Below are 15,181 nucleotides of genomic sequence, written 5' to 3' on the forward strand. Positions count from 1 at the left end.
CTACGGCTGGTCGGCTTTCATGGTCACCCAGATGCGCCGCGCGGGGAAGAGCGCGGGGCTCGTGTGAAACAACAGTCACCGCACACGCCGCCCTCCGGCAACCGGTAGTACAGACAGCAGCTGCGGCGGCGAAGCGTGGTGCTGTCGAGCGTGCCGGTGAGCAGAGGGTGGGCGAGGAGATCCGCCGTGAGGTCGCGGGTGCGTGCGGAGACGTCCGGACGCCGGCCCAGCAGCTGACGGGCGGCGCCCGCGAGGGCCGATCCGGCGTTGCCCCACAGCAGTCCGGCGGCCAGCCGGTACTCGGCGCGCAGCACTGCCGCCAGCGGTTCGAGATGGCCGTGCAGCACGACGTCGGCGACGGTGCCGGCATCGCCGGACAACGGCTCGACGCCCTCCAGCCACAGGTCGTCGGGGGCGCTCGCGTCGGGGTCCCAGCGCAGGCGGTGCGGCGCGAGGTCGGGGATGCGGCCGTACAGGACCGCGCAGCCGAGCGCCACCGACCACAGCCGGGCCGCGAGGCCCTGGTGGGCGAGGGAGGCCGCGATCCGGGGCTCCGGGGCCCGCAGGGCCGCAGCGACCTTCCGGACCCGAAAAGTCATGGCATTTATGTAAACATCCGACTCTCGTTTCTCATAGACTTGTGCGAGGGTCGGCAGCGCTGGGCGCGGTGCCCCGCACGTGCCGCCGATCGTCTGTAGTACGAAGAAGGCGCCGAGCGGTCGCAGCGCCGCGAGTTCCGGGTCCAGGTCCACGACCAGCAGTAGTACCAAGACCCGTAGGGGTACCCAGCAGGGGCCCTCCACCCCGTGTCACCCGCCTTGGGGAGGACACGGACCCTTTTGTACTCCATCGGCAGTAGGACCCATTGCCTGCTCAGGGACGACGACGGGAAGAACTTTTCCGGGGATCGTGTTGGTCATGGAAGACGACCGTTCGTCGCGCCGGGCAGCCAGCCCCCGCCTCACGCAGAGGAGCAGCTCATGAGTGCCCTCGCGTTGTCCGTGCTCCTCTCGCTCGTCTCCGCCGTCGCCTACGCGGGCGGAGCGATCGTGCAGGAGCAGGTCGCCGTGTCGCACCCCGACGAGCACTACGCTCCGCTGCGCCGGCCGAGCTGGTGGGCGGCGGTCGCGCTGAACGGCCTCGGCGGACTCCTGCACGTGGTGGCGCTCGCCTACGGTCCCCTCAGCCTGGTCCAGCCGCTGGGCGCCCTGACGATCGTGTTCGCGCTGCCGATGGCCGCGCTGTTCGTGGGCCGCAGGGCCGGGGCCACCGCCTGGCGGGGCGCGATCATGGCGACGGTGGGTCTGGCCGGTCTGCTCTCCCTGGTGGGCGCCTCCGACGCGCAGTCCCTCAGCACGGCCCAGCGGGTGTTCGCCGGACTGGTGACGGCCGCCGCGGTGGTCGCGCTGATGATCGCGGGCCGGGCCGCGCACCGGCACCCGGTGGTGCGCAGCGTGCTGCTCGCGACCGCGTCCGGCATAGCGTTCGGGATGTCCTCCGTGTTCACCAAGACGGTCGCCGTCGACTGGACCGGCGGCGTCAGTGCGGCGGACCTGCCCGCGCTGGCCGCGATCGGCGTCCTGGCCACGGCCGGACTGATGCTGTCGCAGGCCTCCTACCGCGGCGCGGGCCTCGCGGCCCCGCTGGCGACGCTGACGGTCGTGAACCCGGTGGTGGCGGCGGCGGTCGGCATCACGATGTTCGGCGAAACCTTCCGCTACGGCACAACCGGCACCGCGCTCGCGCTGAGCTGCGGTGTGGTGGCGGCGGGCGGCCTGATCCTGCTGACGACGGAGCGCATCCAGCGCACCCACGCCGAGCCGTCGGCGGCCGCGGCCCTCGACGAGGGGGACGCGTTCGTCCCGGCGCCCGCAGAGGAGCCGGCCGATGCTCTCGTGCGCGAGGGCGTGCTCGTCGAGCAGGTCGCCGCTCTGCGCGAGGAACTCCTCGTGCCGGCCCCCGCCACGCCTGAGACGGCGCCGGGTCACGGCCCGTCCGACGAGTTCCCGCCCCCGGGCGCGGAGCCCCCGGCGTACTACGGCCCCTTCTACGGCGCTGCGTACATCCCGGTGCCGGTAGTCGACCGGCACCGGGCGCGGGTCAAATCCTGACGCCGTTGGCCCTGAGATAGGCCAACGGGTCGATGTCGCTGCCGAAACCGGGCCCCGTCCGCACCTCGAAGTGCAGATGCGGGCCCGAGCTGTTGCCGGTGGAGCCCGAACGGCCGATGCGCTGCCCGCCGCCCACGCTCTGCCCGGCCTTCACGGAGATCGCGGACAGGTGGCCGTACTGCGTGTAGCGGCCGTCGGAGTGCCGGATCACCACCTGGTAGCCGAAGGAGCCGCCCCACCCCGAGGTGACGACCTTCCCGGCCGCGACCGCCTTCACGGACGTCCCGGTGGGCACCGGGAAGTCGACGCCGGTGTGGTAGCCCTTCGACCAGGCGGACCCCGCCTTGCGGTACGGGGTGCCGAGGGAGGCGTTCACGGGGGCGACCAGGCCCGTGTCGGTGGCCTTCTCGGTCTTCTTCCCGGTGTGGGAGGAGGTCTTCTTCGTCGGGGCGTGGTGCGTGGTGGCGGGCGTGGCGGCGCTGCCGCGCAGCTTCAGCCGCTGTCCGGGCAGGATCAGGTCGGGGTCGGCTCCGACCGTCTCGCGGTTGGCGGCGTACAGCCCCCGCCAGCCGCCCCGGACCTTCTGGGCGTCGGCGATCCCGGAGAGCGAGTCGCCGTGGACCACCGTGTACATCTCGGCCCTGCCGGCCCGCGACTGCGGAGTGGTCTGCGGCTGGACGTCGCGCACGGAGGACGTCTTCGCGGCCGTCTTCTCGGTGCGGGGGTGCAGGTCCGGGGTGGGGCCCCCGCGGGTGAGCCCGGCCCTTGACGAGCACGCCGGCCAGGCGCCCGGCCCCTGTCCGTCCAGCACCTTCTCCGCCACGGCGATCTGCTGGTCCTTGGTGGCCAGATCCGCGCGGGCCGCGTACCGGGTGCCGCCGTACGCCTCCCAGGTGGAGCGGGTGAACTGGAGGCCGCCGTAGTAGCCGTTGCCGGTGTTGATGCTCCAGTTGCTGCTGGACTCGCACGCGGCGACCTTGTTCCAGGTGGCCATGTCGGCCGCGTGGGCGGTGCCGGTGCCGATGAGCGGGACCGCGATGCCGACGCCACCCGCGGTGACGGTGAGCGAGGCGCGGTTGATTCTGTTCGGCTGATACCGGCGATGCCGGCCGCGTACGGCCATGGAGGCCTCCCCCTAGACATGCGTCATGCGTCAGGAGCGGCAAAAGTAAGCGCCGCGAACAGGCCATGACAAGACGGCAACCAGCCGCGTAGGGGCGCGCGTCGGACCCGCGTCTCCCGCTGAACGCAACGAGGCGCCCGAACCGTATCCCTGGTGTGCGGACAGTCCCCCGACAGGCCAGGATGACCGGTGGACGATACTGACAAGCACGACCGGCAGCGATAGACGACCTACGCGATCCACGGGATCTTTTGGGAGCAGGCGGTATGAGCAACACAGCGCAGATCGGTGTCACGGGCCTCGCGGTCATGGGCCGCAACCTCGCCCGTAACTTCGCCCGCAACGGCTACACGGTCGCCCTGCACAACCGGACCGCGTCGCGCACGCACGCCCTGGTCGAGGAGTTCGGGAGCGAGGGCGACTTCATCGCGGCCGAGACCGCGAAGGAGTTCGTGGCGGCCCTGGAGCGGCCGCGCCGTCTGGTCATCATGGTGAAGGCCGGTGAGCCGACCGACGCGGTGATCCAGGAGTTCGCGCCGCTGCTGGAGCCGGGCGACATGATCATCGACGGCGGCAACGCGCACTTCGCCGACACCCGGCGCCGGGAGCGCGAACTGCGCGAGCAGGGCATCCACTTCGTCGGCATGGGCGTCTCCGGCGGCGAGGAGGGCGCGCTCAACGGTCCGAGCATCATGCCGGGCGGTCCGAAGGAGTCGTACGACTCTCTCGGCCCGATGCTGGAGAAGATCTCCGCGAAGGCGGCGGACGGTGCGCCGTGCGTGACGCATGTCGGTCCTGACGGCGCCGGGCACTTCGTGAAGATGGTCCACAACGGCATCGAGTACGCCGACATGCAACTGATCGGTGAGGCGTACCAGTTGCTGCGGGACGTGGCCGGGTACTCCCCCGCCCAGATCGCCGACATCTTCCGCACCTGGAACACCGGCCGCCTGGACTCGTACCTGATCGAGATCACGGCCGAGGTGCTGTCCCACGTGGACGCTGCGACGGGCAAGCCGTTCGTGGACGTGGTGGTGGACCAGGCCGAGCAGAAGGGCACCGGCCGCTGGACCGTCCAGATCGCCCTCGACCTGGGTGTCCCGGTGTCGGGCATCGCGGAGGCGGTCTTCGCCCGCTCCCTGTCCGGCCACGCGGAGCTGCGGGAGGCGTCCCGGGGTCTCGCCGGGCCCAAGGCGTCGCCGCTGAGCAAGTCGGAGGCGGGTGCCTTCGCGGACCGCGTCGAGCAGGCGCTGTACGCCTCGAAGATCGTGTCGTACACCCAGGGCTTCCACGAGATCGCGGCCGCCCGTGAGGAGTACGACTGGGACATCGACCTGGGTGCCGTCTCCGCGATCTGGCGCGGCGGCTGCATCATCCGTGCGGCCTTCCTGGACCGCATCCGCTCCGCCTACGACACCCGCGCGGATCTGCCGAGCCTGCTCTCCGACGACACCTTCGCGCAGGAGATCGCCTCGGCGCAGGACGACTGGCGTGACGTGATCATCGCGGCGACGCGGCAGGGGGTACCGGTGCCCGGATTCTCCGCGGCGCTGGCCTACTACGACGCGCTGCGCGCCGAGCGGCTGCCCGCCGCGCTCACGCAGGGGCAGCGGGACTTCTTCGGAGCCCACACCTACCGGCGCACGGACCGGGACGGCTCGTTCCACACGCTGTGGGGCGGGGACCGGTCCGAGGTGACCGGCTAGGTGTGACGCTCGCGTGTTCCCGTTGAGCCGGTTCTCGCGGCGGGCACCGGTCGGGTGACACGGTCCGGCTGTGGCGGCGCGGGATGGTGACCGGGCAGCGGCGCGTGCTGGAGCGGCACGCCTGGGCGTCACGCACGCGTGGAGGAGGGCCGCGTTGTCGGGCGGCCCTCCTCTTGCGCGTCCAGCCTGTTCGGTTGGGGCGGCACGGGCCGGTGACTGGGCGGCGGCAAGTACCGAAGCGGCACGCCAGACGTCACGCACGCGTGGAGGAGGGCCGCCGTGGGGCGGCCCTCCTCTTGCGCGTTCACCCGGTTCTCGCGGCCGCGCGCCGGTCGAGTGGCGCGGTCCTGCCCTGGCAGCGCGGGCGGCAGCGGGTTCCGAGTCGGCTTTGCCGCGGTCAGCTGAGCGGCGGCCCTGGTTCCGGGTTCGGGACCGGCTCCGGGCCCGGCGGGATCGGCGACGGGTCGGGAGTCGGGGTCGGGTCCGGAGGTTCCGGGGCCGGGCCCGGCGTAGGAACGGGGCCTGGGGCTGGGCCGGGGCCCGGAGTGGGACCGGGCGGGACGGGGTCGGGGTACGGGTTGGTCATCAGGTCCTCCAGCCAGTCGGTCGACGTCGGCTCTGGACTACTCCCCGCGTACCCGCAAGGCTTCCCGCCAGTCACCCACCCGCGTGACGAGCAAGGTCCGCGTGGGGGTGTTGGGGGTGCGACTCGGGGGGCTTGGCGCAGGGCGGCGAGGACTTGAGGGGGCAGGGGTAACGGCTGCGGCAGCGGTGCCTGAGGCGGGCTTTGGCGCCGTGTGCTGCGCTGGGAGGCGGGCTTAGCGTCGCGGGGCGCGGCAGCGGGCTGATGATGCCGCCGCACGGACTCGGCACGACGCCCCGGCCTGCCACACCCGGCGGTGGGCTTGGCACCTCCGCCGGCGGCTTTGGCCTGAAGAGGGCGCCCCACGAACTCGGCACGACGCCCGCACGCTGCGCCGCTCCGACCGCGTCTCTTGTTGTTTGGTGCAAGGAAGTTATGAGGCCCGGCGTCGGTGCCGCGCGGGTCAGAAGCCCTCGGGGTGGGCCGCCAGCCACCGCTTCGCCGCGTGGAGGAGTTCCGGGGCGGCGGCGGGGGCCTCGTCCGGGTGGCGTTCGGCCCACTTGACGACGTACGGGCAGAGCGGGGCGACGGCCATGCCTTCGCGAGCCGCGATGCCGTAGAGCTCGCGGGCCAGGGAGCCCGCGATGCCCTGTCCCTCGTGGGCCGGTTCCACGATGGTGTGGACCGGGACCAGGGCGCGCTCGGGGGATTCGAGGACGAAGTACTGGATGTGGCCCACGACTTCACCTCCCCCGGAACCGAACGCCTCCAGGCGTCCTGCCTGTCGGTCGTCACGGATCTCTATGTCGCTCATGGACACGCTCCTGGTCCGAAGGTCGTCGAGCAGCTGGGTCAGGCCGACACCGCCTGCGGGCTGCGCTCCTGATCGGAACCCGGAACCGGCTCGGAGGGATCGGCCCCGAGCGCGACGATGCGGTTGTCGGCGTCCACGTGCACGACCCGGGGTACGAGTGCCCGCGCCTCGGCGTCGGTCACTTGAGCGTAACTGATGATGATCACCAGGTCGCCGGGGTGGACGAGATGGGCGGCGGCACCGTTGATGCCGACCACGCCCGAACCCCGCTCGCCCTCGATGACGTACGTCTCCAACCGGGCGCCGTTGGTGATGTCGACGATGTGGACGAGCTCACCGGGCAGCAGATCGGCCGCGTCGAGCAGATCCGCGTCGATGGTCACCGATCCCACGTAGTGCAGGTCGGCCTGGGTGACGGTGGCTCGGTGGATCTTGGACTTGAAGAGAGTTCGCAGCACTTTGGACTCCTGAAAGACGGCTCCCCGCCGGCTTTCTGCAGGTCAGGGGCGTCCATCACTGTACAACGGCACGCCTTCGAGTCGAAGACTTTCCAGAACATCGTGCGTCACCACGAGCAGGCTTCTCACCTGAGCCTGCCTTGGACTCGGCTTGCCGTCGCCGACATCCGAGGCGGCCTCGCATCCGTGCTCGCACGTGGCCACGCACCCGGCGGGCCGCCTCAAGCCAGGCCCCGCGACGGCCACAAGTCGTGCCTCCGCAAAGAGCATTTCGTCCTTGGCTCGATCAACACCGGCGCACTGGCCCAACAAGAATCCGCGGGCCCCGAAGAAGCTCGACCGGTCGCGGGTGGTGATCGACTCCTCACGCGTGCGGGCGGCTCGGCGCCGGCCACAGCGGTCCCAGCCCGGTCGACCGCGCACGTCCGGGCAGCAAGCACCACGGCCTCACCGACGGCCACGGCCTCCCGCTCACGGCGTCACTGACCGGCGGAAACCTCATCGACATGACCCAGCTCCTGCCTCTGCTCGACACCTCTGTTCTCCGCCGGCCTGGCCATCGCCCCACTCGTCGACTTCCCGCTGCGGGCCCACCCGCTCACTCACCTTCGGCTCGCCCCGGATTTCTCCCACGCTTTTCCGCAGCCGCCGGGTGCAGGATTCCCTCCCGTTCGGATCCGCCGCGGCGGAGGGCCGGGGACTATGCTGGTGAGCGGACGCCCAGGACCCCGGTGGACGCACGGCTTGCTGACCACGATGCCACGAGAGCGGATTACCGTCCGGGCCCGTCACATCTTCGAGAAGATCCCTGTCGGGCGCCGAGCTTCGGAGCGCGGAATCCCGACCTGGTGACCCACTCACGTCCTCGCACGCCCCCGACCTCGGTCGCACCCCGCCGGACACTGAGCCGGCGCCTCGCGCCCGGTGCCAGTGGCGGTCCCGGGAACACCTGAACAGCTGGAACCGAGGTGTCATGCCTTACTCTGCGGCTGTCCGTCCGCCAGAGGGCTCGCGCCCGCTCGCGCCGCTCGCGTCCCCTCCAGCGGGCGGACGCGCCGTGATCACTCCTCCGGCCCGCGGTCAGCCGGGGAGCGGAGACCATTGCGAGCAGCTCGCCGTGGAAGCGATGTACCCGGGTCGGCCCGGCCCGGGTACGGCAGGCCGTCTGTTCCCGCGGGGATCTGACGGGTCCGTCGCGGAGTCCCGCGCAGCGGCGTCCGGCGAAGACGCGCGCGAGCCGAGCCCGGACGTCGGTCCAGGACGTCTCGCCGTCGCCGTAGGGCAGCCCGGATGCGCCATGGTGATCGCGGAGACCGCGGCCCTGAAGGGCTGCGGGTTCGGGTCTTCCCCGGGGTGGCGGCGCCGGCGGCTCCCCTACGCGGCCCCAGCCCCCCATGCCGTAGGCGAGGACGACTTCGGGTGGCCGGGAGTCGACGGAGTGCTCCGGCCCGCCGTCGACCGGATCACCAGCGCCGGCGCCGGCCTCGCCGGGCTCCTGGTTTCCCCGCACGAGCGGCACCGGGATGTGGCCCAACGGTTGCAGGAACGCCTCCCCTCAGGGCGTCAGACGTCAGTCGGTGTCGCCACGGCGGACCGGGCCGACGAGCCGATCGTGACCTCTCTCCGCTCCTGGCGCGGGAAAGGCGTCGGAAACGTCCGCAGGCCGGTCGGCCGTGCCGTGTGCCCGGCGCCCGCTCCCCCCTTGATCCGGTGGTTACCGTGACCCCCGGCAGCCGGTCGGCGCGGATCCAGGCTCTCGTGGCCGAGCAGGCGGCCCTGCGCGGTGTCCGGGTCGGTCTCCTCGACGTGTGTACGGCGGCGGTGGCGGCGCTGCCGGTCGGCGGGGCCGGGGTGTCCGCGATGTCCCGCGACCGGGCGAGCCTTCCGCTGTGCAGCACCGACTCCGTCAGTCAGCAGCTGGAAGAACTCCAGCTCACCCTGGGCGAGGGGCCGTGCGTGGATGCCTTCGTCCTCGGCTCCTCCGTCCTCTGCACCGACTTGTTGGCCGGTGAACTCCAGCGGCATTGGACGGTGTTCGCCGATGCGGCCCTGGAAGCCGGAGCCAGAGCGGTCTTCGCCTTCCCCTTGCAACTCGGTGCCATCAGTCCCGGCGTACTCGACCTGTACTCCAGCACCTCGGTCGAGCTGGACGCGGACGAGGTGGCCGACGCGATGGCCTTCGCCGACACTGCCACGTTGCTTCTGCTCGACGCCGGGATCAGCGTGACGGGTGTCCCGTCCGACACCGGCGCGCCCGGCACCGACGCGGCCGGCACGGACCTGCCGGACGCCGCGCCCCTCGACGACCTGGGCGGTTACCGGGCCGAGATCGACCAGGCCACCGGCATCCTCATGGTCCAGCTCGGCGTCGGCGTCGAGGAAGCCTTCATCCGGCTGCGCGCCCACGCGTACGCCCGGGGGACACCGATCTCGGTGGTCGCCGCCGACGTGGTCGCCCACCGGCTCCGCTTCCCCCTGGAGACGACAGCGTCCGACCCACAACCGCCGGATGCGCGACCGCCCGACGAGGAGCCCTGATGCTCACGCCCCACCAACAGAGGTGTGCACGATGAAGGAACAGCTGATGGCCCGGACGTTCGTCGAGCTGGCGGACAGTCTCGTTGCCGACTTCGACCTCATGGACTTCCTGCGCCTGCTCACCGACCGCTGCGTCGATCTGCTCGACGCGAGTGCGGCGGGCGTTCTGCTCGCCGACCGCGACGGAGTGCTGCGCGTCATGGCCGCCTCCGACGAACGGGTGCGCCTCCTCGAACTGTTCCAGCTCCAGAACCACGAAGGCCCCTGCCTGGACTGCTTCCACACCGGGATCACCGTGTCCGTTCCCGACCTGCGCGACGAAGCGGCGCGCTGGCCCCTGTTCACCGCCCAGGCCCAGCGCATCGGCTTCACGGCCGTCCAGGCGCTGCCCATGCGCCTGCGCGACGAGGTCGTCGGCGCCCTCAATCTCTTCCACACCAGCCCGGCGCCCATCAACCCCGCCGCCACCCCCTTCGCACAGGCCCTCGCCGACGTCGCCACCATCAGCGTGCTGCAACAACGCACCACCGAGCGCGGCGCGCTCCTCAACGAACAGCTGCAGACCGCCCTCAACAGCCGCGTCCTGATCGAACAGGCCAAGGGAAAGCTCGCCGAACGCCGCAACACGGACATGGAGCGGGCCTTCACGACGCTGCGTAGCTACGCCCGCGCCCACAACCGCCGCCTGGCGGACGTCGCCCGCGCCTTCATCGACGAAACCGAGCACCTCCCCGGTCTCAGTTCCGGAAGTTCCTGATCAACCTGCTGCGAGAAGGGTTCGTCATGCCGCTCGGCCCCAATACCGAGACCTCCCTCGACACTCCGGACACCCCCGACCCCCTCGACGAGGAGGAGCTGAGTGCTCTGGACGCCCACTGGCGGGCGGCGAACTACCTGGCCGTCGGGCAGATCTACCTCATGGCCAACCCGCTGCTGACCGAGCCGTTGGCGCCTGAGCACGTCAAGCCGCGACTGCTCGGGCACTGGGGCACCTCACCAGGTCTGAACCTGGTCCACACCCACCTCAACAGGGTCGTCAAGGCGAGGAACCTGGACGCGATCTGCGTCTGGGGGCCCGGTCACGGCGGGCCCGCCGTGGTGGCGAACTCCTGGCTGGAGGGCAGCTACACCGAGACCTACCCGGACATCACACGGGACACGGCCGGGATGGCCCGCCTCTTCCGGCAGTTCTCCTTCCCGGGCGGCATCCCCAGCCACGTCGCACCCGAGACTCCCGGATCGATCCACGAGGGCGGCGAGCTGGGCTACTCCCTCTCGCATGCCTACGGGGCCGCGTTCGACAATCCGGGACTTCTGGTGGCCTGCGTGATCGGCGACGGTGAGGCCGAGACGGGCCCGCTGGCAGCGTCCTGGCACTCCAACAAGTTCCTCGACCCGGTACGGGACGGTGCCGTCCTGCCGATCCTGCACCTCAACGGCTACAAGATCGCCAACCCGACGGTCCTGGCCCGGATACCGGAGCCCGAACTCGACTCCCTGCTCAGGGGATACGGCCACGAGCCCCTCCACGTCACCGGGGACGATCCTCACACCGTCCACCAGACGATGGCTCGTGCCATGGACGAGGCTCTGGACCGCATCGCCGCCTTCCAGCACGCGGCCCGCACGGAGGGCGCTGCCGAACGCCCACGGTGGCCGGTGATCGTCCTGCGCACGCCCAAGGGCTGGACCGGGCCCGCCGAGGTCGACGGGCTCCCGGTGGAGGGCACCTGGCGAGCACACCAGGTGCCGCTGCCGGCCGTACGCGAGAACCCGGACCATCTGCGGCAGTTGGAGCGGTGGCTGCGCTCCTACCGTCCCGAGGAACTCTTCGACGAGCACGGGAGCCCCCGGGAACAGGTCCTGGCGTGTGTCCCCGACGGCGCACACCGGCTGGGCGCCAACCCGCACACCAACGGCGGCCTGCTGCTGCGCGACCTGCCCGTGCCGTCCCTGGAGCGGTTCGCCGTCCCCGTCGACAAGCCCGGCGCGACAGCGCACGAGCCGACCCGCGTCCTCGGCGACCTGCTCGCACAGGTGATGGCCGACACGGGCGAGCGGCGCGACTTCCGGCTGGTCGGCCCGGACGAGACGGCCTCCAACCGCCTCCAGGCCGTCTACGAGGCGAGCGGCAAGGCGTGGGAAGCCCAGGTACTGTCCACGGACGAACACCTGGAGCGCGGCGGCCGGGTGATGGAGATCCTCTCCGAACACACCTGCCAGGGCTGGCTGGAGGGCTACCTCCTCACCGGTCGGCATGGCCTGTTCTCCTGCTACGAGGCATTCGTCCACATTGTCGACTCCATGGCGAACCAGCACATCAAGTGGCTTCGCGTCGCCCGCCGACTCCCCTGGCGCCGCCCGATCGCCTCCCTCAACTACCTGCTCACCTCGCACGTGTGGCGCCAGGACAACAACGGTTTCTCGCATCAGGACCCCGGCTTCGTCGACCACGTGCTCAACAAGTCGCCGGAGGTAGTAAGGGTCTACTATCCGCCGGACGCCAACACCCTGCTGTGCGTGTCGGATCACGTGCTGCGCAGCCGCGACTACGTCAATGTCGTCGTCGCGGGCAAGCAGCCGTGCTTCGACTGGCTCGACCTCGACGCCGCCCGCGCGCACTGCGCCCGCGGCGCCGGCATCTGGGACTGGGCCGGCACCGAGACCGACCTCGGCGAGCCCGACGTGGTGCTCGCCTGCGCGGGTGACGTCCCCACCCTCGAAGTGCTGGCCGCGGCCTCGCTGCTCCGCAGCCATCTGCCCGACCTCGCGGTACGGGTGGTCAACGTCGTGGACATCGCCCGGCTGCTGCCCATGGAGGAACACCCGCACGGCATGCCCGACAGCGAGTACGACGCGCTGTTCACCCCCGACAAGCCCGTCGTCTTCGCGTACCACGGCTATCCGTGGCTGATCCACCGGCTCGCCTACCGCCGTGCCAACCACCCGCACCTGCACGTGCGCGGTTACAAGGAGGAGGGCACCACCACGACCCCGTTCGACATGGTCGTACGCAACGACCTCGACCGGTACCGGCTGGTCATGGACGTCATCGACCGGGTGCCGGGCCTCGCGGTCCGCGCGGCTGCGTTGCGGCAGCGGATGGTCGACGTCCGCTACCGCCATCACGACTGGATCCGCGCCCATGGGGCGGACCTGCCCGAGGTCGCCGAATGGACCTGGAGCCAGTGACCACGGAGTCGGTGACCACTCGTGCGGCTGAGCTTCGGGTGGGGAACGCCGCCGCCGAGGACGCAAAGGCCGTGCTGGCCGCGCTCGCGAGCAGCCCCGACGGCCTGTCGGGGGGCGAGAAGGGTGAGGCGGCCGAGCGGCTCGCGGCCGTCGGCCCGAACGCCGTACGCACGCACCACGTCCGCGTCCTGGCGGTCCTCGGGCGGCAGCTGCGCAGTGCCCTGCTGATCCTGCTGGCGGTGACGGCCGGCGTCTCGTACTTCTTCGGCGAGCGGACCGGCGCGGTCATCATCGCGGGGATTCTGGTGCTGAGCGTGGCGCTGGGCTTCGTCAACGAGTACCGGGCGGAGAAGGCGGCACAGGCCCTGCACTCGCGGGTGCGGCACACGGCTGTGGTGATCCGCGACGGCGCGGCCACCGAGGCCGATGTGACCGAGCTGGTGCCGGGCGATGTCGTCCGGCTGACGCTGGGGCAGGTGGTCCCGGCGGACCTGCGCCTGCTGGAGTGCACCGCGTTCGCCTGCGACGAGAGCGTCCTCACCGGGGAGTCCGCCCCCGCCGACAAGGACCCGGAGCCGGTCGCCGCGGGGGCGGCCCTGGCCGAGCTGACCTCCTGCGCGCTGATGGGAACGGTGGTGCACGCGGGCAGCGCGACCGGAGTGGTGGTCGCCACCGGGGGCCGTGCCGAGTTCGGGCGGATCGCGCTGGGGCTGGGGGAACGGCAGCCGGAGACCGACTTCCAGGCGGGGTTGCGCCGCTTCTCGATGCTGCTCCTCAAGGTCGCCGCCGCCCTCACGACCGGGATCTTCGTCATCAACCTCCTGCTCCAGCGCCCCCTGCTCGACGCTCTGCTCTTCTCGTTGGCCATCGCGGTGGGCATCACCCCACAGCTGCTGCCCGCCGTGGTGAGCACGAGCCTGGCCACCGGCTCCCGGCAGCTGGCGCGGCGCAAGGTCCTCGTCAAGCGGCTGGTGTGCATCGAGGACCTTGGCGACATGGATGTCCTGGTCACCGACAAGACCGGCACGCTCACCGAGGGCCGCATCCGTTTCGAGGCGGCCCTCGACCCGGCCGGCGCACTCTCCGACACGGTGCTGAAGCTCGGCCTGCTGGCCACCGAGGGCGACCTCGACCACGTCGGCGGCAACGCGCTGGACAGCGCGCTGTGGCAGGCCACGGGCACACCCCCGGCCAGACACCACCGGCTCGCGCTGCTGCCCTTCGACCACGACCGGCAGCTGGGCTCCGCGCTCGTCGAGCGCCCGGACGGCAGCCGCCTTCTCGTCGCCAAGGGCGCGCCCGAGGCGGTCCTGGCCCGCTGCGGTGACGTACCCGAGAAGGCCGCGGCGGTACTCCAGGAGCACTTCGCGGCGGGCAGCCGGGTGGTCGCCGTGGCCACCCGGGACGCGGACGGGCAGACGTCCCTCAGTGCCGCCGACGAGTACCGGCTGTGTCTGGCCGGCTTCCTGGTCTTCCTCGACCCGCCCAAGACCGGCGCCGCCGCCTCACTGCGCCGCCTCGCCGACCTCGGCATCACCGTCAAGATCTGTACGGGCGACAACGCGCTCGTCGCCCAGAAGGTCTGCGCCGACCTCGGCCTGCCGCCCGGCCGCGCCCTCACCGGCCAGGACATCGGTCAGCTGGGCGACGACCAGCTGACCCGTGCGGCCGAGACCACCACCGTCTTCGCCCGCGTCTCGCCCCAGGACAAGGCACGGGTCGTACGGGCGCTGCGGCGCCGGGGCCGCGACATCGGGTTCCTGGGCGACGGCGTGAACGACGCGCTGGCCCTGCACGCCGCCGACGTGGGGCTGTCCGTGGACACCGCGACCGACGTGGCCAAGGACGCGGCCGACGTCCTGCTCCTGGAGAAGGACCTCGGGGTTCTCGCCGACGGGGTCGCCGAGGGCCGCCGGATCTTCGCCAACACCATCAAGTACGTCCTGATGGGCACCTCCAGCAACTTCGGCAACATGTTCAGCGCGGCCGGAGCATCCCTGGTGCTGCCCTTCCTGCCCATGCTGCCCTCGCAGATCCTGCTCAACAACCTCCTTTACGACGCCGGGCAGTTGACCATCCCCACCGACCACGTCGACCCGGAGCAACTGCGCGCGCCCTCACACTGGGACATCGCCTTCATCCGTCGCTTCATGCTCTTCTTCGGGCCCGTCAGCTCCCTCTTCGACTTCCTCACCTTCGCGATCATGATCGAGGTCTTCCACACCGGCGCCGAACTGTTCCGCTCCGGTTGGTTCGTGGAGTCCCTCGCCACGCAGGCGCTGGTCGTCTTCGCCATCCGCACCCGCCGGGTGCCGTTCTACCGCAGCCGGCCCAGCCGCCCCCTGCTGTTCAGCGCCATCGGGGTCGTCACCGTCGCCGTCGCGCTGCCGATGTCCCCGCTCGCGGGACCACTCGGTTTCCAGTCCCTGCCGCTCGGGCTCCTCCTCACTCTGGCCCTGATGGTCGTGCTCTACCTGGTGCTGATCGAGGGCGCGAAACACGTCTTCTACGCCCGCGCCGACGCGCGAGCCGCACATCCGCCGGTACGCCACCGCACCCGCCGGCACCGCATCCAACGGCGGGCCGGCCGCTTCAGCCACCCCGGACCGCTGCGACCCCGGTGACACGCTGTCACCGGGGCCGGGCGGCCCGGAAC

General features: G+C 71.4%; 10 protein-coding genes and 1 pseudogene. 7 read left to right on the forward strand and 4 right to left on the reverse strand.

Annotated features, from left to right (window positions below):
* Positions 1-23: 23 nt before the first annotated feature.
* Positions 24-770 (reverse strand): (2Fe-2S)-binding protein, encoded by a 747-nt coding sequence (locus tag D1369_RS04420; protein ID WP_118082273.1) that lies wholly within the window; start codon positions 768-770, stop codon positions 24-26.
* Between the two features lie 210 nt (positions 771-980).
* Here D1369_RS04420 and D1369_RS04425 point away from each other — a divergent pair, with 210 nt between their 5' ends.
* A complete protein-coding gene (locus D1369_RS04425) occupies positions 981-2,111 on the forward strand; it encodes a DMT family transporter (protein WP_037902208.1) in 1,131 nt (376 codons plus the stop codon).
* On the opposite strand, the gene D1369_RS04430 is transcribed toward D1369_RS04425, so the two are convergent.
* Positions 2,101-3,234 carry a transglycosylase family protein gene (locus D1369_RS04430; protein ID WP_007386348.1) on the reverse strand — a complete coding sequence of 378 codons (1,134 nt, stop codon included), beginning with the start codon at positions 3,232-3,234 and terminating at the stop codon, positions 2,101-2,103. The two genes, D1369_RS04425 and D1369_RS04430, sit on opposite strands and share 11 nt — an antisense overlap.
* A gap of 266 nt (positions 3,235-3,500) precedes the next feature.
* On the opposite strand from D1369_RS04430, the gene gndA reads away from it, so the two are divergent.
* Complete coding sequence (gene gndA / locus D1369_RS04435) at positions 3,501-4,940, forward strand: NADP-dependent phosphogluconate dehydrogenase (protein ID WP_007386347.1); 1,440 nt, start codon at positions 3,501-3,503, stop codon at positions 4,938-4,940.
* Positions 4,941-5,986: 1,046 nt separating this feature from the next.
* On the opposite strand, the gene D1369_RS04445 is transcribed toward gndA, so the two are convergent.
* Positions 5,987-6,337, reverse strand: a complete 351-nt coding sequence (locus D1369_RS04445) for a GNAT family N-acetyltransferase (RefSeq protein ID WP_037902206.1) — start codon at positions 6,335-6,337, stop codon at positions 5,987-5,989.
* A gap of 38 nt (positions 6,338-6,375) precedes the next feature.
* Positions 6,376-6,795, reverse strand: a complete 420-nt coding sequence (panD, locus tag D1369_RS04450) for an aspartate 1-decarboxylase (RefSeq protein WP_007386346.1) — start codon at positions 6,793-6,795, stop codon at positions 6,376-6,378.
* A 319-nt stretch (positions 6,796-7,114) separates the two neighbouring features.
* On the opposite strand from panD, the pseudogene D1369_RS43705 reads away from it, so the two are divergent.
* The 5 genes and pseudogenes from D1369_RS43705 to mgtA form a co-directional block, all read left to right on the forward strand.
* Positions 7,115-7,328: pseudogene (locus tag D1369_RS43705) on the forward strand (transposase); the annotation flags it as partial.
* 1,186 nt (positions 7,329-8,514) lie between these two features.
* Positions 8,515-9,333, forward strand: a complete 819-nt coding sequence (locus D1369_RS04460; RefSeq protein ID WP_050789802.1) for a GAF and ANTAR domain-containing protein — start codon at positions 8,515-8,517, stop codon at positions 9,331-9,333.
* 31 nt (positions 9,334-9,364) lie between these two features.
* A complete protein-coding gene (locus tag D1369_RS04465) occupies positions 9,365-10,090 on the forward strand; it encodes a GAF and ANTAR domain-containing protein (protein WP_118083117.1) in 726 nt (241 codons plus the stop codon).
* Between the two features lie 26 nt (positions 10,091-10,116).
* Positions 10,117-12,525: a phosphoketolase family protein gene (locus D1369_RS04470; protein ID WP_037902203.1), complete on the forward strand. Its 2,409-nt coding sequence runs from the start codon at positions 10,117-10,119 to the stop codon at positions 12,523-12,525.
* Entirely contained in the window at positions 12,507-15,149 is a 2,643-nt protein-coding gene (gene mgtA, locus D1369_RS04475; RefSeq protein ID WP_050789801.1) for a magnesium-translocating P-type ATPase, read from the forward strand. Before D1369_RS04470 ends, mgtA begins: the two co-directional genes overlap by 19 nt.
* Positions 15,150-15,181 lie beyond the last annotated feature (32 nt).

Origin of the sequence: Streptomyces sp. CC0208 (assembly GCF_003443735.1) — a bacterium.
Taxonomy (GTDB): Bacteria; Actinomycetota; Actinomycetes; order Streptomycetales; family Streptomycetaceae; genus Streptomyces; species Streptomyces sviceus.